26 protein-coding genes are annotated in these 25,770 nt (G+C 45.4%); 10 read left to right on the top strand and 16 right to left on the bottom strand.

All coding sequences use genetic code 11. From position 1 onward, the window contains the following. Positions 1 to 109: 109 nt before the first annotated feature. The gene (locus ABMB67_RS13305; RefSeq protein ID WP_354572374.1) at positions 110 to 1,900 is read right to left on the bottom strand and encodes a stalk domain-containing protein; all 1,791 of its coding nucleotides are present in this window, start codon (positions 1,898 to 1,900) and stop codon (positions 110 to 112) included. Positions 1,901 to 2,022: 122 nt separating this feature from the next. After that, positions 2,023 to 3,255 carry a benzoate/H(+) symporter BenE family transporter gene (locus ABMB67_RS13300; protein WP_354572373.1) on the bottom strand — a complete coding sequence of 411 codons (1,233 nt, stop codon included), beginning with the start codon at positions 3,253 to 3,255 and terminating at the stop codon, positions 2,023 to 2,025. Between the two features lie 327 nt (positions 3,256 to 3,582). On the opposite strand from ABMB67_RS13300, the gene ABMB67_RS13295 reads away from it, so the two are divergent. Next, positions 3,583 to 4,593, top strand: a complete 1,011-nt coding sequence (locus ABMB67_RS13295; RefSeq protein ID WP_354572372.1) for a siderophore ABC transporter substrate-binding protein — start codon at positions 3,583 to 3,585, stop codon at positions 4,591 to 4,593. A gap of 192 nt (positions 4,594 to 4,785) precedes the next feature. Here ABMB67_RS13295 and rlmN read toward each other — a convergent pair whose 3' ends face one another. The 3 genes from rlmN to ABMB67_RS13280 all read right to left on the bottom strand — a co-directional run bounded on the left by rlmN (position 4,786) and on the right by ABMB67_RS13280 (position 7,721). Next, positions 4,786 to 5,859: a dual-specificity RNA methyltransferase RlmN gene (gene rlmN / locus ABMB67_RS13290; RefSeq protein WP_354572371.1), complete on the bottom strand. Its 1,074-nt coding sequence runs from the start codon at positions 5,857 to 5,859 to the stop codon at positions 4,786 to 4,788. A 129-nt stretch (positions 5,860 to 5,988) separates the two neighbouring features. Continuing rightward, entirely contained in the window at positions 5,989 to 6,987 is a 999-nt protein-coding gene (locus tag ABMB67_RS13285; RefSeq protein ID WP_251224092.1) for a methyl-accepting chemotaxis protein, read from the bottom strand. Between the two features lie 113 nt (positions 6,988 to 7,100). Beyond that, on the bottom strand, positions 7,101 to 7,721 hold the full coding sequence (locus ABMB67_RS13280) for a LysE/ArgO family amino acid transporter (RefSeq protein ID WP_251224091.1): 621 nt from the start codon (positions 7,719 to 7,721) through the stop codon (positions 7,101 to 7,103). Positions 7,722 to 7,852: 131 nt separating this feature from the next. On the opposite strand from ABMB67_RS13280, the gene pdxR (ABMB67_RS13275) reads away from it, so the two are divergent. Beyond that, positions 7,853 to 9,304, top strand: a complete 1,452-nt coding sequence (pdxR, locus tag ABMB67_RS13275) for a MocR-like pyridoxine biosynthesis transcription factor PdxR (RefSeq protein WP_354572369.1) — start codon at positions 7,853 to 7,855, stop codon at positions 9,302 to 9,304. 134 nt (positions 9,305 to 9,438) lie between these two features. Further along, positions 9,439 to 9,879, top strand: coding sequence for a universal stress protein (locus ABMB67_RS13270; RefSeq protein ID WP_251224089.1), 441 nt, complete (start codon positions 9,439 to 9,441; stop codon positions 9,877 to 9,879). 123 nt (positions 9,880 to 10,002) lie between these two features. Here ABMB67_RS13270 and ABMB67_RS13265 read toward each other — a convergent pair whose 3' ends face one another. The 5 genes from ABMB67_RS13265 to ABMB67_RS13245 all read right to left on the bottom strand — a co-directional run bounded on the left by ABMB67_RS13265 (position 10,003) and on the right by ABMB67_RS13245 (position 13,952). Then, positions 10,003 to 11,019, bottom strand: coding sequence for an iron-hydroxamate ABC transporter substrate-binding protein (locus ABMB67_RS13265; protein ID WP_251224088.1), 1,017 nt, complete (start codon positions 11,017 to 11,019; stop codon positions 10,003 to 10,005). 174 nt (positions 11,020 to 11,193) lie between these two features. Further along, entirely contained in the window at positions 11,194 to 11,565 is a 372-nt protein-coding gene (locus ABMB67_RS13260; RefSeq protein WP_354572368.1) for a hypothetical protein, read from the bottom strand. A 21-nt stretch (positions 11,566 to 11,586) separates the two neighbouring features. After that, complete coding sequence (locus ABMB67_RS13255; RefSeq protein WP_251192628.1) at positions 11,587 to 12,102, bottom strand: acyl-CoA thioesterase; 516 nt, start codon at positions 12,100 to 12,102, stop codon at positions 11,587 to 11,589. Positions 12,103 to 12,444: 342 nt separating this feature from the next. After that, positions 12,445 to 13,347, bottom strand: coding sequence for a LysR family transcriptional regulator (locus tag ABMB67_RS13250; RefSeq protein WP_354572367.1), 903 nt, complete (start codon positions 13,345 to 13,347; stop codon positions 12,445 to 12,447). Between the two features lie 167 nt (positions 13,348 to 13,514). Then, positions 13,515 to 13,952: an Rrf2 family transcriptional regulator gene (locus ABMB67_RS13245; protein ID WP_251224086.1), complete on the bottom strand. Its 438-nt coding sequence runs from the start codon at positions 13,950 to 13,952 to the stop codon at positions 13,515 to 13,517. Positions 13,953 to 14,103: 151 nt separating this feature from the next. On the opposite strand from ABMB67_RS13245, the gene ABMB67_RS13240 reads away from it, so the two are divergent. Together ABMB67_RS13240 and ABMB67_RS13235 are read left to right on the top strand one after the other, a co-directional pair. Continuing rightward, positions 14,104 to 14,967 carry an SDR family oxidoreductase gene (locus tag ABMB67_RS13240; protein ID WP_354572366.1) on the top strand — a complete coding sequence of 288 codons (864 nt, stop codon included), beginning with the start codon at positions 14,104 to 14,106 and terminating at the stop codon, positions 14,965 to 14,967. Between the two features lie 186 nt (positions 14,968 to 15,153). After that, positions 15,154 to 15,750, top strand: coding sequence for a hypothetical protein (locus ABMB67_RS13235; RefSeq protein ID WP_354572365.1), 597 nt, complete (start codon positions 15,154 to 15,156; stop codon positions 15,748 to 15,750). Between the two features lie 85 nt (positions 15,751 to 15,835). On the opposite strand, the gene ABMB67_RS13230 is transcribed toward ABMB67_RS13235, so the two are convergent. Beyond that, positions 15,836 to 16,594 (bottom strand): SDR family oxidoreductase, encoded by a 759-nt coding sequence (locus ABMB67_RS13230; RefSeq protein ID WP_354572364.1) that lies wholly within the window; start codon positions 16,592 to 16,594, stop codon positions 15,836 to 15,838. A gap of 132 nt (positions 16,595 to 16,726) precedes the next feature. On the opposite strand from ABMB67_RS13230, the gene ABMB67_RS13225 reads away from it, so the two are divergent. Beyond that, positions 16,727 to 17,038 (top strand): TRAP transporter large permease subunit, encoded by a 312-nt coding sequence (locus ABMB67_RS13225; RefSeq protein ID WP_349775626.1) that lies wholly within the window; start codon positions 16,727 to 16,729, stop codon positions 17,036 to 17,038. A 27-nt stretch (positions 17,039 to 17,065) separates the two neighbouring features. Then, positions 17,066 to 17,809, top strand: coding sequence for a sulfite exporter TauE/SafE family protein (locus ABMB67_RS13220; protein WP_251224081.1), 744 nt, complete (start codon positions 17,066 to 17,068; stop codon positions 17,807 to 17,809). A gap of 85 nt (positions 17,810 to 17,894) precedes the next feature. On the opposite strand, the gene ABMB67_RS13215 is transcribed toward ABMB67_RS13220, so the two are convergent. Then, positions 17,895 to 18,887, bottom strand: coding sequence for an SDR family oxidoreductase (locus ABMB67_RS13215; protein WP_354572363.1), 993 nt, complete (start codon positions 18,885 to 18,887; stop codon positions 17,895 to 17,897). Positions 18,888 to 18,973: 86 nt separating this feature from the next. Between ABMB67_RS13215 and ABMB67_RS13210 the strand changes: the two genes are divergently transcribed. The 3 genes from ABMB67_RS13210 to ABMB67_RS13200 all read left to right on the top strand — a co-directional run bounded on the left by ABMB67_RS13210 (position 18,974) and on the right by ABMB67_RS13200 (position 21,167). Then, entirely contained in the window at positions 18,974 to 19,135 is a 162-nt protein-coding gene (locus ABMB67_RS13210) for a hypothetical protein (RefSeq protein ID WP_251224079.1), read from the top strand. A gap of 273 nt (positions 19,136 to 19,408) precedes the next feature. Further along, on the top strand, positions 19,409 to 20,848 hold the full coding sequence (pdxR, locus tag ABMB67_RS13205) for a MocR-like pyridoxine biosynthesis transcription factor PdxR (protein ID WP_354572362.1): 1,440 nt from the start codon (positions 19,409 to 19,411) through the stop codon (positions 20,846 to 20,848). 130 nt (positions 20,849 to 20,978) lie between these two features. Beyond that, positions 20,979 to 21,167 carry a BshB3 potential contributor to bacillithiol synthesis gene (locus ABMB67_RS13200; protein WP_251224077.1) on the top strand — a complete coding sequence of 63 codons (189 nt, stop codon included), beginning with the start codon at positions 20,979 to 20,981 and terminating at the stop codon, positions 21,165 to 21,167. Positions 21,168 to 21,258: 91 nt separating this feature from the next. Here ABMB67_RS13200 and ABMB67_RS13195 read toward each other — a convergent pair whose 3' ends face one another. The 4 genes from ABMB67_RS13195 to ABMB67_RS13180 form a co-directional block, all read right to left on the bottom strand. Further along, positions 21,259 to 22,758: a malate:quinone oxidoreductase gene (locus ABMB67_RS13195; protein WP_354572361.1), complete on the bottom strand. Its 1,500-nt coding sequence runs from the start codon at positions 22,756 to 22,758 to the stop codon at positions 21,259 to 21,261. Between the two features lie 324 nt (positions 22,759 to 23,082). Then, positions 23,083 to 23,460, bottom strand: a complete 378-nt coding sequence (gene pcaC / locus ABMB67_RS13190) for a 4-carboxymuconolactone decarboxylase (protein ID WP_354572360.1) — start codon at positions 23,458 to 23,460, stop codon at positions 23,083 to 23,085. Between the two features lie 94 nt (positions 23,461 to 23,554). Then, positions 23,555 to 24,706 carry a CaiB/BaiF CoA transferase family protein gene (locus ABMB67_RS13185; RefSeq protein WP_354572359.1) on the bottom strand — a complete coding sequence of 384 codons (1,152 nt, stop codon included), beginning with the start codon at positions 24,704 to 24,706 and terminating at the stop codon, positions 23,555 to 23,557. Between the two features lie 58 nt (positions 24,707 to 24,764). Next, complete coding sequence (locus ABMB67_RS13180) at positions 24,765 to 25,748, bottom strand: quinone oxidoreductase family protein (protein WP_354572358.1); 984 nt, start codon at positions 25,746 to 25,748, stop codon at positions 24,765 to 24,767. Positions 25,749 to 25,770 lie beyond the last annotated feature (22 nt).

Genomic DNA, 25,770 nt, shown 5'->3' with positions numbered 1-25,770 from the left:
CAGGTTGAGTACCCGTTTTGTCGGCTGCTAAAACAAAGAGAGGTGTGTCAAAGGAACTGCGACCCTTTGACACACCGCCTAAAATTGTGGGCGACATATCCCTAAGCTTCTATCCCTTGATCGGCGCTTGCTTCCATGTTTCTCCGCCGTCTTCGGTCTTTAAAAGTACTTCATCCTCCAAGTCTTCCGACGCTGCCAAGATCCAGCCCTCCATGCTATCAACAAAGACGATCTGTTTGAGCACCGAATTTATTTTCAGCGTTTCGTTGAACGTCTTATTGGTGGACACCTTTTTCCACTCTAAGCCATCTCTTGTGCGGTACAATCCATCGTCAACAATAGCCCAGCCCCTATCGCGAGCAGCGAAGGTCATATCGCTGACATTTTCTACATTCACTTCGGCTGGTAGAAGTTCGCCATCCCATGATTCCCCCCCGTTCGTTGTTCGAAACGCAACGGTTGATTGCTCGTCACGATACGCAAAGCGGGCAATCACAATTCCTTCTTTCTTTTGCGAGCCAAAAAATTGCGGCACGGAGAAAGATGTAATGAACTCTTCACCTTCAACCTCTTCAGGCACGTTAAGCTCAACCGGACTCCAGCTCTTGCCACCATCTACAGTCTGATAAAACAACAATTCATCACTGACCGGATTGTCCAGCGAAACCCATCCATGCTCTGCGTCACTGAAAATGATACCATTGGCCGTTCCGGTTAACGAAAGAGCATTCCTCGTTGCCTCATCTGACTCCAAGTAATCGGTGTTGCTGGATAATAGCTCCCACGTTTCTCCCCCATCTATCGTCCGAAACACTCTTTTCTCACTCTTCATCATCGCGGCATCTCCGACCGTTAACAACCAGCCTTCCTGATCATTGAGGAAGGTAAAATCCACAGCCATATTATAGCCAGGAATTGAAGTTTGGCTCCAATGTTGCCCTCCATCAGCTGTATAGGCAATTACCATTTCCTTGTCATTCGTCCAGCTAATCCAGCCGTGGTCTGCATCGAGAAACTCAAACGCTGGCTGGGAAATGCTTGCAGTGGATTCATCGTCCAGCCCTGTTAGAGGAACCTCTTTCCAGTGCTGCCCCCCATCTATCGTCTTAACCACCTTCAACGGTTCGGACTCCCAGGCCCAGCCGATTTTATCATTTATCATCTGTACAGCTTGCGGATGCTCCAGCACCTCCCCTGTCGTCGAATCAGTAGAACCATCGCCAGCCTTATCATTCACTCCCGGTATATTAGAGGAGCCGTCATTAAGTAAATCGGTAATCAGCCAGCCGCCATCTCCTTTGCTTACCGTCAAGCTCGCATGAGCGGTACCGGCACTTCCCGTTGACGTTGTCATATGAAAGATAACTTCATATTTTACCGCATCTTCATCCGAAACCTTCTGCTCATTGATCTCGTAACGCTCGACCCATGGACTTGATACACCGGTGACCCAGTTGAACCGCTTCAACTGTTCTCGTGTCTGCTCTTGGACGTCCGGAGCGAACATCGCATATTGCACAGCACCGTTTCTCTGCTTCACCGCTTCTGCCCATGTTTCCACCGCCTTATTGGCGCTGACCGGCGCAATCCAGTTTCGCAGCAGTTCTACCTGACGCTGGAGCGACTTATCTTCCTCTTGGGGTGAGTCGACATCCGTCATATCGACTTCCACTTTATTTCCCTCTTTGTTCCAATTGACTTTTGCCCCTAACACCTCGCTAATTGAACGCACTGGCACCATCATGCGGTTGTTAATAATTTGCGGAGGTACATCGGTTTGAATCATATGGCCGTTCACTTCCAGCTTAATCGAATCAGAAGCGGTTACAGCTACAATGCCTGCCAATAAAAAAATCGTTGTCATACAACTAACTAGGATGATTCCCTTTTTGCTTCGCATCTTAGAAAACCTCCATCATTTTTTTCGCTTCATATATACAGGAACGTCAGCAAACTTAAAAAAGTTTCATCTCCCTTGAGGAAAACCTCATCCGGCTTTCTTTAGATGAATCTCAGCGTCAGCTACGCGGTTTGCTTTCTCAGTTCTGCCTTTCCTCGCTTCGTTTCCATTTTGCGGGCAATGAACGTTCCAACAAGCAATGACCAGACTGGTGCACTGATATTAAATAATGTAATACCTGAGGCGGCAATAATAAACGCAAAAGCAGCGCTCATTTTCAGCTCTGGCTTTGAAAAGCTGATATGCAGGCTGTTCCCGAACACACCAAGCAGTGAAAGCCCAACTAAAATCGCGACAAAATCAGCCGGCAAAGCTTGAATAAACGGAACGAGCTTCCAGGACAGAAGACCGAATGTAATCAAAATCAAGCCAGAGATGACAGCGCCAATATACCTCTTCTCGTAAGGCCCCGCTTCTTCATCAGCACAAATCGCCGACATCATTCCCGCGACATTGGCACTGATTCCGCCAAAGAAGCCGGCGCAAATTGTAAAAATCCCACCAAGTGAAACCAATTGATTAACCGGCAGATGATAATCGTTCTGCTCAATTGCTCCAATCCCGACCGCAGCATCATTACTTAAAATTAATAATGCCAGCGGGATCGCAACTGACAAAAACCCTAAAACGCTGAAAGACGGCATCTGAACAGCCGGAACGACAAAAGCCGAAGCGCCCCCGCTTACATGAAGCGGATAAGTTACGAGCAACAGAATAAAGGCCGTCCCCACAGCAGCAATCAACGGAGGTACCCTCATATTTTTATAGCTGAAAACAAAAAACACTACTAATGAGAGAATGCCGATCAACGCCATCTGACTAATCGAAACAATGAAATTCGTCATATATTTCATAATCATTCCGGCAAGCATCGCCGCGATAATTTCCTTCGGCACATATTCAATCAACTTTTTAAAAAAACCGAAATAACCGACAATAAGCATTAATAATCCGGTCAGCACATAAGCTCCAACAAGCTCGTGATAAGAAAATTGCCCCGTGACTGTAGCTAAAAAAGCGATCCCTGTGATGGAACTCGCTCCGACAATCGGCATCCGGTAATAAAGTGGTACTAAAACGCTGAATAGCCCGCCGAAAATATACATCGCCAGCATCCATGAAATGGTTTGTTCATTTGTAAAACTACCGTTTTCAGCTGCCTGCAGAATAATGACAGGCACGCTGATAATGGCCAATAATCCGGAAACACAGCCCGCGGTTATATTTTTTCCATTAAAATCTGTAAATGGATTTGTATTATTCGTCCGTCCAAAAAAAACATTCCATCCTGCCATAAAAAACCCTTCCCTACGCTGCTGAAATTCGGCTTTTTCCTGCCATGATCATGTTTCACATGAAACATTAGGAAACCGAAATATTTGTTGACAGCTTGCATTCTTTTCAAACAATTGTGTTAATTATATGCCCATCAACTGGCTGCGTCAACAGCATGATAAGGCACTTTTTTTAAATTCTTTCTTGACTTATGATAATGATAATTGTTATCATTTGTTTATGGTCATTTTCTGTTTAATCAGCAAATTTGTTGGTTAGCGACAGGTTTTAAATTATGCTACATAATTTAAAAATAGATAAAACTATACGATTAGGAGTGAGATAACATGAAGAAATACGTATCCTTTCTTATTCTTCTTCTCGTGCTGCTTGTTACATTAGCCGCATGCGGAACAGATGCATCAAATGATGCAGATACTGGTGAAGAGGAAAGCCCGGCTACAACTGAGGAAGCGACTGAAGAGGACGGCAGCGGAGCGGAAGCAGAGTCCGAAGCAGCTGAAATTACCGTTACTCATGATCTTGGCGAAACAGTTGTTCAGAAAGAACCGGAAACGGTTGTTGTCTTTGATTACGGTGCTCTTGAGACGTTAGATACACTTGGAGTCGAAGTCGCAGGTGTCGCAAAAGGAAGCTCGCTGCCGGATTATTTATCAAAGTATGAGGGCGATGAATATACGAATGTCGGAAGCTTGAAAGAGCTTGACTTCGAAACAATTTATGGTTTAAATCCGGATTTAATCATTATTTCCGGCAGACAGTCTGAAGCGTATGAAGAATTAAGTGAAATCGCTCCTACCATTTTTGTCGGAGTCGATACAACGAATTACATGGAGTCGTTCACCCACAATGTTGAATTGTTAGGAGAAATCTTCAACAAAGAGGAAGAAGCAGAAGCAGAGTTAACAAAAATCAATGATGCGATTGCAGCTTTAAATGAAGAAGTTGCTGAACTGGACGGAACTGGACTCATCGTTTTGACGACAAGTGGAAATATTAGCGCATACGGAAACGGCTCAAGATTCGGGATCCTTCACGACGTATTCGGCATCCCGGCAGCTGATGAAAACATTGAAGCATCAACTCATGGAATGAGCGTTTCGTACGAATACATTGCCGAAACAAATCCTGATTACCTCTTCGTGATCGACCGTGATCAGGCGATTGATGAGGCTGGCAGTGAAAATCCATTAATTAACAATGAAATTATCGACAGCACAAACGCTGCGCAAAATGACAACATTGTCTTCCTGAACCCAAGTGTTTGGTACCTATCCGGTGGTGGTTTAATCTCCGTATCGGAAATGGTGAAGGAAATCCACGAAGGCATTCAATAAGAAATGACGCCCTTGGGCGCCTCGAGTCTGTCGACAAAGTCGGCAGGCTTTTTTGTAAGTTGAAGAAAGCAGTCGCTTCGAATCCGCTACCGGGATGGGGGCACGCATTTCATCTAAAAAAAAAATCGCTCGTTCCTATAAAATGGAGTGACTACACCCCAAGCTATAGAACGAAGCGATTTTTATGATTGCCTAAACCTTCTGCTTTTGCTTTTTCTTCATTTGCTTACTGCGAAGCTGACCGCAGGCGGCATCAATATCAGTGCCGTGCTCCATCCGGACGACGCAGTTAATTCCTTTTTTCTTCAATGTATCATAGAAGGTCCGGATCGCTTCCTTCGTGCTTCGCTGATATTGACTGTGCTCACTAACCGGGTTATACGGAATTAAGTTGACGTACGCCAGCTTTCGTTTATCAGCAATCAGCTCAGCAAGCTCAAGGGCATGCTCCTTATGATCATTAACATCCTTCAGCAAAATATACTCCAACGTAATACGCCGATTTGTCTTCTCGATATAATAGTCGATCGCTTCCATCAGCTTCTTAATCGGATAAGCACGGTTAATTTTCATAATCCGGGTACGCAGCTCATCATTCGGTGCATGAAGGGAAATCGCCAAATTGACCTGTGACTGCAAATCAGCAAACTCATAAATTTTGTTGACAAGGCCACTTGTTGAAACAGTAATATGTCTCGCGCCAATCGCCAGCCCCTTCTGATCCTTCATAATATCAAGGAAGTCCACCATGTTCTCAAAATTATCAAATGGTTCCCCGATTCCCATGATGACAATGTGACTGACCCGTTCGCCCTTGCCAACCGAATCCAAATAAAGCTGGACTTTCATAATCTGCTCAACAATTTCACCACTGGACAGATCACGATCCTTCGTCAACAGGCCGCTCGCGCAGAAGCTGCAGCCAATGTTACAGCCGACCTGCGTTGTTACACAGACGGACAGGCCGTATTTTTGACGCATTAATACTGTCTCAATTAAATTGCCATCGTTCAGCTTAAAGAGAAATTTAATCGTCCCGTCTGCCGACTCCTGCTTTATATGCTCAGTCAGCGTCTGGAATTCAAAATGCTCCTCCAGCAGTTGCAGGCATTCTTTATTAATATTCGTCATCTCGGAAAACGTCGTTACCCGCTTTTGATAAAGCCAGTCCCATACTTGAGAAGCGCGAAATTTTTTATGTCCATGTTCCAAAAGCCAAGACGTCAATTGTTCAAAGGTTAATCCATAAATGGATTGTTTACTCATGTAATACCCTCTTTTCAAGCTTGAAATGTATCCCTTTATTCTACCCAAAGAAAGCAAAACAAGCAAACGGTTTGTTTTCCAGTGTTACCAAATCTGGTCCCCTTTAAACGATCTCAGCTCTCTAGCCGGCTAAACGATCGACTCCATTACGACAACGGACCAGCCTTTTCCTTTATACGCATTGTAGCCTTCCGTTAAACAGTAGGCGTAAATATGATTCTGCTCAATCGTATAGCCGCGTGTTTCCCGGCCGGAAAGCAGCAGCTCAACCGCTCTCAGATGGTTCAGCTTTGTATTTAACACGTCAGAGCGGTCCTTTGACGCAATGACATAGCCCTCTGAATTGATGACATAAAGCTTGCTCGTCTCATCAATCTTGACCCGGTCGATGATGTCATAAATAAATTCCCAGTTAAATCTCGTCGTAAAGACGCCGATGATGTTGCCCTGATCATCATGAACGGGACTGGAATAGCTCATCGTATGTCCCTCGACAACATCTGAATAATACATGTCCGTGACATACACCTGATTGGTGCGCACCGTTTCCTTAAACCATGTACGCTTTGACATATCCTTGCCTACCTGATTCGGATGCTGCGCCGAAGCAACAATTTTACCTGACAGGTCGACGACAAACAGATCAAAATATACCTCATAAATCGCATGGATATTTTTCAGAAAAGCCTCAGCATGTTGAACCGTTTCCGGAGAAGGCGCAAGCAAACATTGCTTAATCGCATCAAACGTGGCCCACGCCTGGACATCGCAGTTGCGCTCAAATAAATTGCGGTCAATTTTGTCAATCGTATCATAAGCAATATCAACCGTCCGGACGGCAATAATTTCATTGGCCTTATTCTGGATGCTAGTAATGATCTCTTCACTTTGTCTGCTCGCCTGCAAGCTTTCCTCAGCGAATTTTTTTATCTCTGTCGCCACAACGGAAAAGCCGCGTCCCGCTTCTCCGGCTCTGGCTGCTTCAATCCCTGAATTCAAGGCAAGAATATTTGATTTTGTCGATATGTCCTGAATTTGTTTCATGACTACTTGCATTTCATCGTTGTCTTTCTTTAATTCATTCATCAATACCGAAACATTCAGACTTTTCTCAGCCGTTTCCTCCACTCGTTCCAACCCCTTTTTCTATGATATGACCAATAGGAATTATATCATAGTTATTTGCCAGAAAAACACATCTCGAGCGACTCTTTCGTATTTTATTTTTGCAAGTCCTTTTCTTACAATTGACGAAAAAGCTGATAGGCTAAGAAAACGGCCATCCCCCACATAAAAAGGGCCGACGCCTGATTCAATTTCCTTATTTTTCGTCCATCTTTGTCGTAATGACCCAGTTTGCGGCCCGCTGCGGCCAGCATGAAAAACCAAATAAAAGAAACAGCCACGCATGCTCCAGCGAACAGCAGCTTGTCAATTCCCTGATACGCCAAGGAACTCGTTCCAACGACTCCAATCGTATCAATGATGGCGTGAGGGTTGAACAAGGAAACGGAAACCGCAAAAAGGATTTGCTGTCTCGGTGAAATAGGGCCACTCGGCTCCTCCTTGCTATCATCCGGGACACTCTTCCATATCGACCAGCCCATATAGAGTAAAAACAGACAGCCAATCGCCAGTAATAATTGGTTCATCCACGTAAATTGCAGCACAATTACAGAAAGCCCGGCTACCGCCAGCGCGATTAAAATCGCATCACATACAGAGGCCGTAATCACTACAGGGAGCGCCGCCCTGAAGCTATGCTGTGTCACCCCTTGATTGAAAATAAAAATATTCTGCGCCCCTAATGGCAAAATTAATCCAAATGATAAAATCAGCCCGTGAACAATTGCTTCTAACATCGTCTCTCCTCCCTTACTAAAGGTAGCATAACGGATAGAAAAAATCCTGTCTGCAACCAATTGGTTCGCTGACTATCCAACCAATTTACGCTATACTTTATTTACAAATGCAAGCGAAGGAGGGAAACGTATTGTCAGAAATCAATTGGAAGCCTGTGAAATCATCCTCAACCCCCTTATATTTGCAAATTGTCAATTTTATTCGAAATAAAATCATGAGTGGGGAATGGACGATCGGAACAAAGCTCCCCTCCCAACGGCAGTTAGCAACCAGCTTTGAGGTGAACAGAAGCACTGTCATCACCGCCCTGCAGGAGCTTATCGCAGAGGGACTGCTCGAAGCAAAGGCCGGCAGCAGGACGATCGTCGCCAACAATACGTGGAATGTCCTGGCCGCCTCATCACCGAATTGGCCGGAATACGTCCAGGCCGGGATTCATCAGCCAAACAAATCGCTGATCCAGCAAATCAATAAGGCCGAAGCGGAACCCGCCATTTTGCGACTTGGCACCGGGGAACTCGGCTCTGAGCTGATTCCCGCTGATGCCATGCAACAGATACTGACCTCACTTCAGCACGAGCCGCTTTCCCTCGGCTATGAAGAGCCGAAAGGGAATATGCAATTGAGGGAAACGCTATCCGGTTATTTGCGGAATAAGGGAATCTACGCCTCGCCGTCATCGATTTTAATCGTTTCCGGTGGTCTTCAGGCACTGCAATTAATTGCCTGGGGTCTTTTACGAAAGGGCTCCGTTATCTTGCACGAAGCGCCGTCTTATCTTAATTCTCTTTCTATGTTTGAATCGGTCGGAATACGGGGAGTCGGCATTCCTCTTGATAGGCACGGGTTGCAAATGGAAAGCCTTGTCCGACTGAAGCGCCAGCATGACGCTGCATTGCTTTATACGATCCCTTCTTTCCATAATCCTACAGGGGCGGTCATGTCAGAGGAACGACGCAAACAGCTAACCGAAATAGCCCACCGTGAAACGCTGCCTCTTATCGAGGATGACGTCTACGGCGATCTTTGGTTCGAGGATGCACCTCCGCCACCGTTAAAGGCTGATGACAGGGGTGGTAACGTTCTCTATTTAGGAAGTGTGTCGAAGGCATTAAGCCCGGGCTTGCGGATTGGCTGGCTCGTTGGCCCTGAACAGGTGATTGACCGGTTGGCCGATATTAAAATGCAGACCGACTACGGCTCAAGCTCGCTCTCTCAAGCTGTCGTCAACCAATGGATACGAAGTGGAAAATATGAGGCCCATCTGGCACGTCTCCGAGCAAGCCTTCTGAGACGCCGCGATTTAATGCTCGATATCCTGAAGCACTCCTTTTCCGATTGTTGCACGTGGAACATTCCGGACGGAGGTTTTTACATTTGGCTGCAGCTACAAAAAGGGATCTCCGCGCGAAAATTATTTCAGCACGTCTTGCAGAAAGGAATCTTGCTTAACCCGGGCACGATCTACGATAAATTTGACGACAGCCATCTTCGTCTGTCTTATGCCTATCCTTCTGAGTCGGAGCTTATCCAGGGCATGCAAAGTTTGGCCAAGATGATAAAAGAGGACTTTCGTCAATAAAACCTCAAAAAATCAGAAAAAATTCGTCACATTCTTGCTCACAATTTCACAAGAATCATGAGATAATAGAGACATAAACAGCAAACGCTTTCTTTTTTCGTTGTTAATCCTGGCTGTTTAAAGGAGAGGATCGTATGTATAACCATATCTTAGTCGCAGTCGACGGTTCACAGCAATCAGAGCAAGCTTTAGCGAAGGCTATTCAAGTAGCGGAGTTTCACAAATCTTCCTTAGTCATCGCCCATATTATTGACCTCCGAAATGTTACCGGAGCGGTCGGCTTCCACGATTCCTGGTTCGTCCGGATTGAAAATGATGCGAAAGAAATGCTGGCGCGCTACAAAGAGCTGGCGGAAGCAAAAGGGCTAACCAAGGTTGAAACCGTGCTAAAATCAGGCAACCCTCGTTTTTTAATCGCGGAAGAGCTGCCAAAGACTTATCACATTGATCTGCTCGTCACCGCAGCAACCGGCCGCAACAGAGTTGAGCGTCTGTTAATCGGCAGTGTCGCAGAAGCTTCCGTCCGTCAGGCCCCTTGTGATGTCATGATTGTGAAGAATGCCGCTTCCGAATAAGCAATCGTCCCTTTACCATAGCAAGAGCTTGAGAAAAAGGCTGGCTTTTCCTTTTATCTCAAGCTCCCGTTTTCCCCATAAGCCTCTTTCACTGCTTCAGGGCTCCCTTGCGCTCGTCGCCGCTTACTTGACCAAACTAGTTAACACATGCTCAATAATCTGCTCGTTGGCGATTGGCCCGCCGTATAGCCAGCTCGTCGTACTGTCGAACTCATACAAATGATCATTTTTCACAGCCGGAATGCTTTGCCATAAAGGCTCCTGCAGCATCTCTCTGCCTTCATCGCCATCACTGTTGACCAAAAACAGGTGATCAACATCCATATTCGCCAATTCCTCCAGCGAAACAGGGTTCCAGTTTCCCGATCCTGTAGCCGACACCTCCTTGACTAAATCAGGAGCTGTCAATCCAAGATCCTCATACAAGACCGCCCCGCTGGATAGGTCTTCACTTACAATATAAAATTGCTTCGAGACAAGCCAGATCGCCGCTACGGATTCCTCACCAATCGCTTCCTGCAGCGTCTGTTGCGCTTCTTCGGCGACCTCCGTATATTCAGTAAGGATCTGTTCCGCTTCCTCTTCTTTATTTAACACTTTTCCGACTGCCCGCAGCGCCTCGCGCCAGTCATCATTGACCTCATCGCCGAGTACATAAGTCGGGGCGATTTTCTCATACTGACTGTACTTGCCTTCTCCTACCGTGGACTCTGAACCAATAATCAATAAGTCCGGATCAAACTCGATGACCGTTTCAAATGGCAAATCCCATGGAATCGTTGGCACATCCTGCAAATAATCCTGTAAATAGTGCTGAATGCTGCCCTCTCCTACCGTCCATTGCGCGACAGGAGTAAAACCAAGTGCGACAAGAGGATCTTCAAGATAGGAAGCGATAATCCGCTGAGGATTCGCCGGTACGGTCACCTCATGACCCATTCCGTCCGTTAAAGTAAACGATTCGTCACTCTCTTCCCCCGCCGGCGTTTCTTCGGCAGGGGCCTCTTCAGGATTCTCTTCACTTTGTCCCTCTTCCGGCGCCGCACCTCCGCAAGCGCTTAAAGCCATGATCGCAATTAATAAGAAAACAAAAAGGAATATGCTCTGCTTCCGTTCACTTTGTCTTACATATGTCTTCATCTTCTATTCTCCTTCACGGTTAAGAAACACCTTACTCAAATTTTGCATCCGATTAAATGATAACAATTCTCATTATCGATTTCAACTGTTGTTTTACTTAATAAACAAATAAAAACCCTGTGAGGAGATCCGATCCTCACAAGGCTGATGGCTATCATCTTTCATTCCGTGACTCTAACGTACCCAAATCGGCCCAATCAATCCTTCCGGCTTCATTCCCAGCGCCAGTTTACTAAGATGGGCATAGCTAACCTGTCGATTTGCCGCGAGAAATTGCTTCAGTTCTTCAATTTTGCTGTCTGCTTTTAATTGCTCAATTTCTCGCTTGTAGACAGCCAGTACATAGTCCGCCTGAGCCTGAGGCTGAAACTTGTCAGCATCCTCTCCCATGAGTAAGGCTCCCATATATTGATAACCATATTGGAGCTGACGGGTCAATTGGACGACATTGAGAAACTTTTGGAAAAGTACCGGCTTCGTCCGACGGAACTGTTCCACCGCCTCTTTCGCCGTTTGGACTTCCTGATAACTTGATGCGGTCAGCATGTCATCTCTCCTTTTTCTAAATTAATCCCAAGGCTTTTTCAACTCAAGGTTCGCGACAAGCTCTTTATTTTGCTGACGCTTCAGCTTACGAATTCTTTCACGTTCCTTTCCAGTCTCATAGAGATATTTTTCTTCCTCTGATTCCGGAATGACGCCCGGCACTTCCTTTGGCCGCTTATTCTCATCCAATGGAACAAATGTCAAAAAGGCGGTCGCGGCGATTTTACGTTCCGCCGTTTCAAGATCCTCAGCGATCACCTTACAAAAGATTTCCATTGATGTCTTCCCTGTATAGCTGACAAATGATTCAATACAGACAGAATCACTCTGTCTGATCGGCTGAAGGAAATGCACAGAATCAGTTGAAGCCGTGACACACTCCTTCACTCTTGAATGCCTGCGGGCGGAAAGAGTCGCACAGGCATCCATCTTTTTCATTAGAACGCCACCAAACAATGTATAGTAATTGTTCAAATCGTTAATCAATACTTGATCAGTTTGAACAACACGAGTTTCTTTCATTTTTTTTGCTTCCATTATCTCACCTTATTTCTAGATGCATATTCTGAGTAGAATTCGCTCATTTCCTATTATAGGTTAAAGACAACGGTAAAATACAATGCCGATCCTACATACGCTCTATACCGATCGCTTATGAAAGCGTTTTGTAGGAGGATTTCCATGTGAAAAATAGAGGTTGGAAAGCGGAATGACATTTTCTTTGTAAGATTGATGTTTTCTATCATAGCACTGACAAAGGGGAAAGATGCATGGTGTAATGGTACAATCCTAGCATCGGGAATAATTCTACGAGGCAACAGCTGCTTACCATCAGACCACAAAACAGCAAACAGGAAGTCCACTTCTCTGCTTGCTGTTTTATCCTTTTTGATCCGGTCTGCTTTTCGGCAGCTTTCCTTTTGCAAAATGAATGAATTCCGTGGCAACATGCGATAAATACGCTTCTTTTTTCCAAATCATCGCCAGCCTCCATTCAATCGTCGGATTCGTAACGGCGATCGTATGGACATCCCGCTTCAGCTCTGTGCACGTGCTTTCCGGCAAGAGCGTGATCCCTAAATTATAGGCGACCATTTCTTCAATGAAGTCCAATTGCGATGTCTCCGAAATAATGCCCGGCTCAAAGCCGGCTTCCCGACATGCCGCCAGCACAAGCCTTCTCAGCTCAAACTCACGATTAAACATAATAAATGACTCATCCTTCAGCTCCGATAACGCCACCGTTTCTCTGCCGACAAGACGATGGGAAGGCGGGACAACGAGCTTCAGCTTGTCCGTTTCAAACATATAATAATCGAGCATATCATGCTTATCGGGAAGCACGACTACGCCGAAATCCAGCTTATCATTTGTAATCTCTTCTTCAATCTTCTTGGACCCGGCTTCTTCTAATTGAAAGGTTACTTCCGGGTACTCTTTATGAAAGGAAGCAAGCAGCTGCGAAAAGAAGAATGAATTCACAATCGTCGGCAGCCCGATCCGGATCTGCCCCGTTTTCACTGTTTTCATCTTATCCAATTCTGCATACAGCCGCTGCCATTGCTTATCCATCACCTGCGCATGCTTATTTAAAACATGCCCGGCATCTGTCAGGATTACCTTTTTCCGCGAACGGATAAACAATGGCAGTCCGAGCTCGTCCTCCATTGATTTAATAATCCGGCTGAGCGCCGGCTGCGTAATATACAGATTCTCAGCTGCATGCGTAAAGCTGCCCGTACGTGCCACTTCAAGAAAGAACTGCAAATGCTTCATTTCCAATTTAGAACCATCACCTTTTGCTTTTTAGAGTCACAGTAAAGCTTTCCATTATTGTCTTTTTTTATGAGATATTTTGCTCTATCATCCAGTTTCTTAAAGCCGATATCGATAATGAGATGAAAAAACTGAGCCAGCTGAACTCAAACTATGGTGAAGCAATAGTCTACTCAAAACGAGCCCCTCTCCTTCATCACAATCTCCTCGATAATATCTTTCACCGTCACCTGTTCCAACACCTTTTCAAGCGCAAATTGGGCAGCGGCCAATACGGGGAGAATCGCCTCCTGAATGTTGCGTCCTACGACACAATCCGGATGGGGGTGGTCATGTATACTAAACAATTCTTTTTCCTTTACGACATCGACTGCCTTATAGACGTCCAGCAAAGTAATTGAAGCCGGCTCCTTAGCAAGCCTCGCCCCGGCGACTCCCGGCTGTACGATAAGTAAATCGGCTTTTTTCAGCATGCCCATAATTTTTCTAATTAAGGTCGGGTTCGTATTGACGCTTCCTGCCAAATATTCGGACGAGCTTATTCCGTCTTTATTTAATTCAATCAGAGCTAAAATATGAATGCCTACGGCAAAGCGGCTGCTTATCGCCACATCAATCACCTGCCTTTTTCTTTGTCATGACTATAATACCGTATTATACCTCAAATTGATTGACAGGATAACAAGGAGTATCTATGATAAATACATGTATCTGAAATAAATACAAGTTAATCATTAAAAAACGAAACGGGAGGGATCATCGATGAAACTTTTAGTAACGGGTGCAACAGGGAAATTAGGGACAAAAGTGGTAGAAACGCTATTGAAAGCCGTACCGGCCAGTCAGCTGGCTGTCAGTGTCCGCGATCCTCAGAAAGCTGAAAGCTTGCAAGCACGCGGTGTCGAAGTGCGCCAGGGCAATTTCGACCATCCGGCTACATTGGATACGGCTTTTGCCGGCGTCGACAGATTGCTGATTATCTCAGCTGACGGTGACAATGAAACGAGAATTAAACAGCATGGCAACGCCGTCTCCGCAGCGGCACGGGCAGGCGTACGCTTCATCGCTTATACAAGCATCACGAATGCTCAGGGAAGCAGTAATTTTCTCGCTCCGACTCATAAAGCGACCGAAAATGCGATCTTGGAAACAGGCATCCCGTATTCCTTTTTGCGCAACAACTGGTATTTGGAAAATGAAAGCTCAAGTATTCAAGGTGTGCTGGCTGGCGCCCCTTGGGTGACCTCTGCCGCTGATGGAAAAGTCGGCTGGGCTGTGCAACAGGATTATGCAGAAGCCGCGGCGGCCGTTCTCGCCGGTCAAGGGCATGACAATACAATCTATGAGCTTGCCGGTAAACCGCTGACGCAGGAAGAGCTTGTAGCAACGCTGAGCAAGGTGATCAAAAAGGACATAACCGTCCAGCAGGTTGATGACGAGACGTATGCCGATGTAATGAAACAGGTCGGGGTACCGGAATCGTTTTTACCTTTCTTAGTCAACATTCAAAAAGACATTCGCGAAGGGACGCTCGACATTGAAAGCAATGATCTGGAAAAGCTTCTCGGACGACCGGCTACTCCAATCGAGGATGGACTTTCACAAATCGTGAACGCGAACGGATAGACAATCTCATTTCAGCAAGACTAAACATACTACCATTAGTAGCACAAACCATGGCCTTGGTTCGTGCTACTATTTTTTTTTATAGTAGCAGGAAAGTCGACTATCCTACACGCGAAAAGGGAAGTTTCTCCTCTATTCGCTATATACACCCGAGCCGTTATTAAAAACAATAAGGATGTTATGATATTGTATAAAAAAAGTCTATACAATAAGAAAGGAATGATAAACAACGTGTCTAAATTTTTAGTTTTTATATGCCTACTCAGCATATGGATTATCGTTGGATGTTATTCTGACTCAACTAATTTGGCTGACGAAACTGAGCTTAGTAAAGCAATTATGCAAGAAACCGGAAAGGAAATGAAGATACCTACTTTCAATGATTTGGACATTTCATATGTGTATGTACAACATCATGCAAACGGAGATCCTAGTGTGAATCTCTATTATACGCCCGAGCCTTCAGATGACATAAAGCCTTTTTTTGCAGATCAAAATAATGTGACAGAATGGGAAGAAGCCCATCATGCTAAAACGATTGTAGGGCCTTATGATACTGAAAATGTACTACTTGTCACTTTAGATTATAACGGAATTGCTCCAGCAAAAGAACATACTATAAATAGTAATGGCACTGAAGTTACAGTCGAGCAGGATGGTATGTATATTATCCATTCTTTTTCCATAAATAATGTGACTTACAAATTAGCTTACGATACTAGTCATTATTTTTCACAGGATAATATAACCGATTACACCAGTTCTGTTATAAATAACAGTTAAAGGAGACATGTGACATTCCATCAAATGGTTTAGAACATATAGGGCTGGGCAAACACCTTTTGCCCAGCCCTTTCTCTCTATTCACTTAATATGCCGTCCAGCCCGCGTCGGCCGTGATGACTGTTCCATTCACAAAATCTGCTTCATCAGAAGCAAGGAACAAGGCAATATTGGCAATGTCCTCCGGCTTTCCGGTACGCGGATTGATCGCCAGACCCGGCTGTGTCCGGCCGATGCCGAATTCATTAATATTAGTCATCGACGTGCCAATATTCGTTTCAACAGCTCCGGGGGCAATCGCGTTGCAGCGAATCCCTTTTTGTGCATACATAAAGCCGGTGTTCTTCGTAAAGCCGACGACAGCATGCTTTGAAGCTGTATAGGTTGCTCCTGCTCGGGCACCTTGTAATCCCCCTGCCGAAGCGATATTAATAATGACCCCTTTTTGCTTTTCTAAAAATATTGGAAGAGCCTTGCGCGTTGCCCGCATTACGCTCGTCGTATTGATCGCAAAGATTTTTTCCCATGACTCATCTTGAATGTCGGCGGCAGCCTCGAAGTTATCCATAATGCCGGCGTTATTAACTAAAATATCAAGCGTGCCGTAGCTGTTGACAGCTGTGTCAATCAAATTTTGAATATCCTCTTCCTTCGCAACATTGGCGACAACAGCGATTGCCTCGCCACCAGCCGACTTAATCTCGTCCACCGTCTGGTTTGCCGCTTCGGCATTAATATCAGACACGACTACCTTCGCACCCTCTTTTGCATAAACGTTAGCAATCGCTTTTCCCATTCCTGACGCGGCCCCGGTAATAACAGCTACTTTGTCCTGAAGTCTCATTTCCTGATCCCTCCATTCGTTTTTTCATGCTTTTCCTTACAACTTCATTATACACCTATCAATTTAGAAACATCCGCTTTATAGAATTTGTCAAAATGAGGTTTGTGTGTCTAAAAATTTAATCTTCTATTAATCATCGTTGGGATGTTTTTCGATCCGACTTCTGCTATTTTAGTATTAACTCCTCTGCTTGTGCCCGTCGCGCAAAGTCTGGGGATTGACCTGATCCATTTAGGTTTGATTATGACAATGAATATTGCCATCGGGATGTTCACGCCGCCATTCGGGTTAAACTTATTTGTCAGCCAAGGTGTCTTCAAGAAGCCGATTCATGACATTGTAAAGAGCTTATCCCCTTTTTGGATTTGGTACGCGATCTCCTTGCTGATCGTCACCTATCTTCCACAGATCTATCTATGGATCCCGGAGATGGTCGCGAAATAGAACCTGACAATAGGAGGATTAAATCCGTTGCAGCTATCCGTCATTCTTATCGCTCTTTTTGTTTTTCTATTGGCCGGGGTATCAAAAGGAATTAGTGGAATGGGCCTGCCTCTGGTCGCCACTCCGATTTTAACGGTGATGTTCGACCTACAGACAGCGATAGCCTTAACCGTCCCGGCGACGGTGGCGACCGACTGCTTTATGCTCGTCAAAACATTTGAGAAGTGGAGCACATTAAAAAAAGCCGCCGTCCTCACCTTAATGGGAATCGGCGGTATGATTATCGGTTCAACCATTTTAGTCATGACCGACTCCAACCTTTTGACCGGCCTGCTCGGCGTCGTCATTATTTTCTTCGTCATTAGTTCACTGACATCCTTCCTGCCTCAATTTACGAAGCCGCCGCAATGGGTCGATGGCGCCGTTGGTCTTATCGGTGGTACTCTTCAGGGAGCAGCAGGAGCGAGCGGACCGTTGATCAGTTTATATTTTTTGCAGATGAACGTCAGCCGCTATCAGTTTTTATTTTTGATTAACTGTTATTTTGTCGTTATTGATATCACGCAGCTAATTACGATTAGCTCGCTTGGCTTTTATCAAGGAAACACGCTTTTCCTCTACGCTCTTCTGGCGATCATTCCGTCATTTCTCGGCCTTGCCCTGGCAATGAAAATCCAAAAATCTATCACCGACAGCGTGTTCAAGTATTCCGTCCTGTCCTTAATCGGGATAAGCGGCTTGCTGCTCCTTTATAAAGCCCTCTTTTCATGAAGCTGCTGAAAAAGTGTGTTTCGCTTTTTCAGCAGCCTCCTTTTCATAGACGTCCAATCGACGGGAGTGCCACCTTTTTTCACGATCAGGATTGCGTCGACTCCCCACCGTCAACATGAAGAACCTGACCGGTGACATGGCGCGAATCATCCGAAGCCAGATAGACAAATGTCGGTGCCACCTCAAACGGATGGGCCATCCGATTAAAAAGATTTCCGCCGTGGAGCGCGTTTTCATCGGACGAAAAACTAGCCGGAATAAGAGGAGTCCAGATACGGCCGGGTGCAACCGCGTTGACGCGGATTTTCCGTTTGGCAACATTTCTCGCCAATGCGCGGGTCCATCCGACAATCGCCGCCTTTGTCGCGGAATAATCCATTAACAGCGGCTCCCCTTCGTAGGCCACGACAGATGCCGTGCCAATGATCGAGCTGCCCGCTTCGAGGTACGGCATCGCCGCCCGCGTCGTATAAAAGTGCGAGTATACATTGAGTTTAAACGTTTCATCAAACTGTTCATCGGTAATTTCCGTTATGTCGTTTTGCTGAAACTGGATGCCGACATGATTGCATAGTACATCCAACCGGCCAAATGTGTTGATCGTTTCATATACGATATGTTCACATTGCTCCTTTTCCCTCAAGTCACCCGGCAGCACTAAGCATCTTCGGCCAAGCTCTTCGACCCGGTCTTTTGTCCGGTTCGCATCTTCGTGTTCATCTAAGTACGAAATCGCTACGTCGGCGCCTTCCTTCGCGAAGGCAATCGCTGCTGCAGCGCCCATGCCGCTGTCTCCCCCGGTAATGAGTGCTGTTTTACCGGTTAATTTCCCGCTGCCGCGATAATGCGGGTTTTCGATAATCGGCTTTGGAACCATCAAGCTCTCAAGGCCCGGTTGCCGAAGCTGCCTTTGCTCAGGCTGAGCCATCGGGACTTCTTCCGTTTTTGTGATTTTGCCGTAAATCGGGTATTGAGGATACGGATCATCCTTCTTGTTCTCTTCAAACCATTGCTGATACACTCTGATTCTTTCAAGCTCTTCATTCGTTGGCTGATTGCGCTCATCTTTATTTTTCATAACGTCTCCCTCCCAGATAACATATGCTATGTCTAGGCATTTGCTTATGTGAAGAATGCTAATAAAAAAATCGGGAGGAATGACATTTGAATATTGAATTTTTTCCAGAAGCGACAAGGCTTTTGCAAAATGAGGAAGAAAAGGTGACAATGGACTATATGACATACAGCTGGGATCTGCCAACGATCGCTGTGCGACCGCCTTATTACAGCAACCCTGTTTACGAGCCTTATTACCCGGCATTATAGGCAGGACAGTCAGAGGCCTGGTCAGAAGGTTGTTTCATTACCTTTTGTCCGGCCTCTAAGCAATGAGCGGAACCGCCACGATCTGTTGAAGCTAGTATTGTTTCAGCCCATCGTTCCCGGGCAAAACATCCAAACTTGACCTTCCCGTCCATCATTCGTTATAGTGACAATACACGGTAAGAAATACGCGTAGCGTCCTTTCTTAGAAGCGGCGCGCGAAGCCGACGCCCCGCCCCGACAGGCGAAAATGGGTAAAAGAAATGAGGGGGACACATGGAGTGGAAACCGAACCGCGACGATCAAAAACCTTTATATAAACAAATTGCAGCCTATTTTGAAGCTGAGATTTCTTCCGGCCACCTCCCTCCTGCCAGCACATTGCCCTCCGAAAGAGCGTTAGCAGCAACATACGCTGTCAACCGGAGTACGATTGTCGCCGCTTACGCCGAGCTTGAATCGATGGGGCTAGTGACGAGGCAAAAAGGAAGCGGCACAAAAGTCAGCAGTGATATTTGGGGCTTGCTCAATAAACGGATGCCGAACTGGAATCACTATGTAGAGGCAGGTTCAGTTTTACCTAATTTCCCGATTGTTCAAAGATTGAGAGAGCAATCAAAGGATGATCGCATCATTAACTTCATGAGCGGAGAATTATCGAGTGATTTATTCCCGACAGAACAGTTTCAGACAATCCTTTCCAGCCATCGCTTTACCGAGAACCTTGGCTACGACGAACCGCAAGGGAATGAAAGGTTAAGGGCCGTCATTGCCGAGCATGTCCAAGCATATCGAAATATTCAGACCGATGCTTCGTCGATTCTGATCACATCCGGAGCGCAGCAGGCCCTCCATCTTATCGTCCAGGGGCTGCTCCAACAAGGCGATGCCGTAGCAATCGAAGATCCATCCTATTGCTACACGTTACCGCTTTTCCGCTCTGCCGGACTCCATGTCCATCTAGTAAAGCCCGACAACAATGGGATCCGGCCCGCTGATCTGATTGAGCTGCATAAAAAGCATCGCATTCGCATGATCTTTTTAAATCCCGATTTTCAGAATCCTACCGGGACGGTTCTTAGCCTGGAGCGCCGCAAGAAAATTTTAGATATTTCATCCGAGTTCGGCATTCCGGTCATTGAGGATGACCCATACAGCCTTACGTCAGCAGGAGAATTTAATCAGCCTACTTTAAAGTCATTGGACTTGAACGGCAATGTGCTCTATATTAGCTCGCTTTCAAAAATCGTTGCCTCCGGATTGCGGGTCGGCTGGGTGATCGGTCCCCACCCCGTTATCCAGCGTCTGGCTGATATTAAGCAGCAGGTTGATTTCGGGCACAGCATTTTTCCGCAGTGGGTGGCAAAAGAGTTTCTTGACTCTGCCTACTTCCCGCACCATATCAGCTTGCTCAGACAAAAGCTGGAACGCCGCAAACAAGAGATGGTCACAAGCTTACAAGCGCTCTTACCCGAGCAGGTCGAATACGAGACCCCTCAGGGCGGCATTCATTTATGGTGCAAAATTAACGGCTTATCTAATGAAAATCGGCTGATCGAAGAGGCGATAAAAAAAGGCGTCATCTTCACCCCAGGGCGCATAATGGGTTCCGAATCGGGCTTTGTCCGCTTTACATATGGGAGAGGAAATGAGCAGCAAATCCGTGAGGGGATTAAACGATTTAAGGAAGCTCTTATCGAGTCAACGATGACATAACGTCACCTTGTCCCAACGCTACAAAGTGGATGAGAAAATTAATGGCAAATTGGATGGTGCCAATTTTGTCATGATCGGGTTTAATAAAAGAACATAGACATCATCATGCAATCCTTGAAGGAGAGAAACAATGACAATCTTAATTATTTTTGCCGCTATTGTTTGCGTAGCAGCCCTTGTCATTACATTATCATTGACAAAAACAGAAGACTCGAATTATAGCAGCCAACGCAGTATTGGCAATCAATTAATTATTTATCTTGGCCTCATTCCGGTTATCGTAATTGTGTTAGTTCTCGGTTGGTTCTTTTTATTTTAAAATAAGGGGCTGAGTAAAAGGTTGTTTTTCACCTTTTTCCCAGCCCCTGCTAACTAGTTTTGTCACAGCAAGACAACGCCGCTACCTTCCTTTAGCTGTGAACCAGCTCTTTTTCACTTAAGCCAAGCGTCTTCGCAGTCGAAGTATGAATGTCGTGCAGAAGCTCTCGGTTTTCCGCGAGTGACACCCCATAAGAAGGAATCATTTCTTTAATCTTCGGCTCCCACTGGGCCAAATGCTGCGGGAAGCAATTTCTGATCACCTCAAGCATGACATGAACAGCAGTTGACGCTCCCGGGGACGCTCCTAATAAAGCAGCAATCGTACCATCTGCGCCAGTAATCACTTCCGTTCCAAATTGAAGCGTTCCTTTTCCGGCATCCGTGTCTTTAATCACCTGTACACGCTGGCCCGCTACGACTAAATCCCAATCCTCGTCTTTCGCATTCGGAATAAACTCCCGTAGCTCTTCCATCCGCTTTTCTTTTGACAGCATTACCTGTTCGATCAAGTATTTAGTCAAGGAGAGATTTTTTGCTCCTGCCGCCAGCATCGTAACAAGGTTATTCGGTTTTACAGAAGTCAATAAATCAAGCATCGAGCCTGTTTTCAAAAACTTTGGTGAGAATCCGGCAAACGGACCAAACAACAGCGATTTCTGTCCTTCGATAAAGCGGGTATCGAGATGCGGAACCGACATCGGCGGTGCTCCAACCTTCGCCTTGCCGTATACTTTCGCGTGGTGCCGCTCAATCACTTCCGGATTATGACAGACCATGAAAATGCCGCTTACCGGGAATCCGCCAATATGTTTTCCTTCAGGAATACCGGACTTTTGCAGCAAATGCAAACTTCCTCCCCCGCCGCCGATGAAAACAAACTTTGCCGTATGACGCTCGACTGTACCGCTCTCGACATTCCGTACATTTAATTCCCACAAGCCGTCCGCGGTACGATTCAAATCATCTACACTGTGCTTGTAACGGATTTCGACGCCCTGACTTGCTAAATGATCGAACAGCATCCGCGTCAACGCGCCGAAATTGACATCGGTTCCAGAATCGATCTTCGTTGCAGCAATCGGCACGTCCGTTTCCCGATCCTCCATAATAAGCGGAATCCATTCCTTCAATTTTTCAGGATCCTCAGAAAATTCCATTCCTTGAAAAAGGGGATTTCCTGTGAGCGCTTCAAACCGTTTCTTTAAAAATGTCACATTCTGCTCCCCTTGCACCATACTCATATGAGGCAATGGCATAATAAAGTCCTGCGGATGCTGGATTAGCTGACGGTTAACAAGATAAGACCAGAACTGCATCGAAAGCTGAAACTGCTCATTCACGTTAATCGCTTTACTAATGTCGATCGATCCGTCCGGCCTTTCCGTTGTGTAATTAAGCTCGCATAGTGCCGCATGCCCTGTCCCGGCATTATTCCATTCATTGGAGCTCTCCTCACCTGCCTTTTCGAGCTTCTCAAACACAGTAATTTCCCATTCTGGTACTAATTCTTTCAAAAGTGTCCCTAACGTCGCACTCATGATACCAGCACCAATTAAGATGACATCTGTTTTTGTTTCTCCGTTGCTCATTTTTACCATCCCTATACTCTAAAATTTGCAGGAAGGATGTATACGCTCCTGCCTAGGTGTCACACCAAGCAAGGCGCGACCTATTACAAAACTTGTCTGTTTCCATTATAACCTTATCATCATTATCCATTATAATGATTTATAGCTTATAATATCTACCCATTATCCATATTTATATACGATTTAAAGCTGTAAAAATGAGAAGATACCAATAAGGGCACGAAACAGAACTCTATTTATTGTAAGTTTTTTTATTATTAAACATATCAAGGAGATGTACCAAATGGTTTTTGGCACACCTCCACATGATCACGTATCCTCTGTTTATCGTTCATCTTCCTTCATAACTTCCTGAGCAACCCGGAAGCTGTCAATCGCTGCTGGTACGCCGCAGTAAATGGCAGTCTGTAAAAAGACCTCTCTCATTTCCTCCAGCGTGACCCCGTTATTGAAGGCTCCTCTTACATGCAATTTCAATTCATGCGGGCGGTTAAGCGCCGTCATAAGGGCCAGATTGAGCAGGCTCCGTGTTTTCCTCGGAAGCTCTGGTCTCGTCCATATTTCGCCCCAGCAATATTCGGTCACTAGTTCCTGCAGCGGCTGAGTGAACTCCGTTGCATTATTAATCGACTTGTCCACATACTCTGAGCCTAATACCTCTCTACGAACCTTCAATCCTTCTTCAAATCGTTTTTCATTCATTGTGCATAACTCCTTTCATCCTTTACATATTGTCCTTCTTATTGACGTTAATATTGTCGACAATATAGTATTTCTTCTACAATTCTCGACTATCTCATTTGTTACCGTTGAGATCGTCCAGTTCATGTAATATCTTCTCATTATGCTCACCTAACTCAGGAATTGCCTTCATACTCGGTTCAAAACCTTCCATCGTCACAGGAGGAATTAACATTTTAACTGAACCGACTGGTGTATCAATATTTCTCCAACGATTTCTCTCAGCCAGTTGCGGATGATGGAAGAGTTCTTTCATCGTATTCATACGAGCATTAGCTATTTTGCTTTCTTCCAATCGGCCAATGACCTCATCAGACGTTAAAGTTGAAAATGCCTCCTCTATAATGGTTTTTAATTGTGCTTGATTTTCAAAGCGACTTGGATTGTTTTCAAAACGTGAGTCTTCTGCTAACTTTGGTGTCTGGAGTAACTTAGCACAAAAGACGCCCCATTCTCGTTCATTTTGAATGGCAAAGAAAACCTCCTTACCATCTCCACATAAAAAGTGACCGTAAGGATAGATCGTAGCGTGATTCGCCCCGGTTCTTTTCGGTTCTTCCCCGCTGTAGCCAGCATAATACATTGGATAGCCCATCCACTCAGCGAGTGATTCAAGCATGGAAACGTCGAGGATTTTTCCCTTTCCTGTTTGGTTTCTTTCGATCAACGCGCTTAAAATACCACTAAATGCATATAAACCCGCACTTATATCAGCGACAGGGATACCCGCCTTGGATGGTACTTCATCTGTTCCTGTAATAGAAAGCAGGCCAGCTTCACATTGAATTAGTAAATCATATGCCTTTTTGTTTTTATACGAACCGCTTTTTCCATATCCCGAAATACTACATGCAATTAATCGAGGATAGTTATTTTTTAAGAAGTCATCACCAAACCCCAGACGCTCCATCGCACCCGGAGCTAAATTATGAAGAAACACATCTGCTTTTTTTAGTAAACGGACCAGTACATCTTTTCCTTCGGCACTTTTTAAATCCAGCGTCAATGATTCCTTTGAACGATTACACCACACGAAGTGACTTGACAGCCCTTTAACTGTTTTATCATAATTTCGAGCAAAATCCCCTCCCTCGGGGCGCTCAACTTTGATCACTCTTGCACCAAGATCAGCCAAATGACGGCTGGCAAACGGGGCCGCGATTGCTTGTTCAACGCTTACTACCGTTATTCCCTCTAAAGGCAACATTCGTTTTCCCTCATTTCAATTCGAGATTAAGTGTGCTTCGCATCACCACCATAAGAAATCAAGATATTTTCAATACAACTTTACCCGTACTTTGCCTGCTTTCGACTAACTGCTGTGCCAATCCAGCATCGGGCAAATTAAAAGTATTACTGATTTTAATGTTTAATTGGCCCGTCGATAAATAACGAAATACGTTTTCTCCAAGTTCATGCAGCATATGTGGTCTCTGGTTTTTAGTAGTACCTATACTGAATCCTAAAATAGACCTGCAAGTTGAATGCAAATCTTTCGTTTGAAATTGTGCAGGTTCTCCACTTGCATTTCCAAAGTTCACTAATCGGCCATATGGAGCTAGGCAGTCCAAGCTTTGTTCACCAATCTTACCCGCTATCGAGTCCAGGATTACATCTGCCCCTTTATTCCCCGTCAACTCATTTACTTTTTGGACAAAATCCTCAGTTTCGTAGCAAATAACATAATCTGCACCTGACTCTAGTGCCGCCTGCCGTTTACTCTCATGACCAACGGTGCCAATGACACAGCCTGCCCCTAATATTTTAGCAATTTGAGTTGCAGTTGTGCCGATCCCGCCCGCTGCAGCGTGTATGAGAACGGCTTCTCCCTTTTGCATTCGAGCAACCTTTGCAATAAGTGCATAGGAAGTAAACGATACAATTGGACTGGCGGCCGCTTCTTCAAAGCCGATACCCGGTGGTAGCGCAAAGACCAGTTCCTCATCCGCTATGCAATACTCGGCATATGACCCTGTTTTAGGAAAGGCTACGACCCTGTCACCGACGCTTACAGTCCTGACAGCTGCGCCGACACTTTCTACCACTCCTGCGGCATCAAGTCCTGGGATAATGGGCGGTTTTCCCGCTGCGTGATACCTTCCTTCCCTTGTTTGAATGTCGGCATAGTTAACACTTGTAGCGACAACCGAAATTAACACCTCATTCGACCCAACTATTGATGGCTTGTCAACATGTTGATAACTTAAAGCTTCCTTACCACCAAATTGATTGATGACAATTGCCTTCACGTATAAAACTCCCTTTCCTCTG

Source organism: Halalkalibacter oceani (genome assembly GCF_040544555.1).
GTDB classification, from domain to species: domain Bacteria; phylum Bacillota; class Bacilli; order Bacillales; family Bacillaceae_D; genus Halalkalibacter; species Halalkalibacter oceani.
The sequence above is the reverse complement of the archived record's forward strand: the minus strand, read 5'-3'. Positions and strand labels throughout refer to the sequence as shown.

Excerpts from the sequence above, each read along its gene's own strand:
- ABMB67_RS13305 (WP_354572374.1), bottom strand. The coding sequence starts at position 1,900 with ATGCGAAGCAAAAAGGGAATCATCCTAGTTAGTTGTATGACAACGATT.
- ABMB67_RS13300 (WP_354572373.1), bottom strand. The coding sequence starts at position 3,255 with ATGGCAGGATGGAATGTTTTTTTTGGACGGACGAATAATACAAATCCA.
- ABMB67_RS13295 (WP_354572372.1), top strand. The coding sequence starts at position 3,583 with ATGAAGAAATACGTATCCTTTCTTATTCTTCTTCTCGTGCTGCTTGTT.
- rlmN (WP_354572371.1), bottom strand. The coding sequence starts at position 5,859 with ATGAGTAAACAATCCATTTATGGATTAACCTTTGAACAATTGACGTCT.
- ABMB67_RS13280 (WP_251224091.1), bottom strand. The coding sequence starts at position 7,721 with ATGTTAGAAGCAATTGTTCACGGGCTGATTTTATCATTTGGATTAATT.
- ABMB67_RS13270 (WP_251224089.1), top strand. The coding sequence starts at position 9,439 with ATGTATAACCATATCTTAGTCGCAGTCGACGGTTCACAGCAATCAGAG.
- ABMB67_RS13265 (WP_251224088.1), bottom strand. The coding sequence starts at position 11,019 with ATGAAGACATATGTAAGACAAAGTGAACGGAAGCAGAGCATATTCCTT.
- ABMB67_RS13260 (WP_354572368.1), bottom strand. The coding sequence starts at position 11,565 with ATGCTGACCGCATCAAGTTATCAGGAAGTCCAAACGGCGAAAGAGGCG.
- ABMB67_RS13255 (WP_251192628.1), bottom strand. The coding sequence starts at position 12,102 with ATGGAAGCAAAAAAAATGAAAGAAACTCGTGTTGTTCAAACTGATCAA.
- ABMB67_RS13240 (WP_354572366.1), top strand. The coding sequence starts at position 14,104 with ATGAAACTTTTAGTAACGGGTGCAACAGGGAAATTAGGGACAAAAGTG.
- ABMB67_RS13230 (WP_354572364.1), bottom strand. The coding sequence starts at position 16,594 with ATGAGACTTCAGGACAAAGTAGCTGTTATTACCGGGGCCGCGTCAGGA.
- ABMB67_RS13215 (WP_354572363.1), bottom strand. The coding sequence starts at position 18,887 with ATGAAAAATAAAGATGAGCGCAATCAGCCAACGAATGAAGAGCTTGAA.
- pdxR (WP_354572362.1), top strand. The coding sequence starts at position 19,409 with ATGGAGTGGAAACCGAACCGCGACGATCAAAAACCTTTATATAAACAA.
- ABMB67_RS13200 (WP_251224077.1), top strand. The coding sequence starts at position 20,979 with ATGACAATCTTAATTATTTTTGCCGCTATTGTTTGCGTAGCAGCCCTT.
- ABMB67_RS13195 (WP_354572361.1), bottom strand. The coding sequence starts at position 22,758 with ATGAGCAACGGAGAAACAAAAACAGATGTCATCTTAATTGGTGCTGGT.
- pcaC (WP_354572360.1), bottom strand. The coding sequence starts at position 23,460 with ATGAATGAAAAACGATTTGAAGAAGGATTGAAGGTTCGTAGAGAGGTA.
- ABMB67_RS13185 (WP_354572359.1), bottom strand. The coding sequence starts at position 24,706 with ATGTTGCCTTTAGAGGGAATAACGGTAGTAAGCGTTGAACAAGCAATC.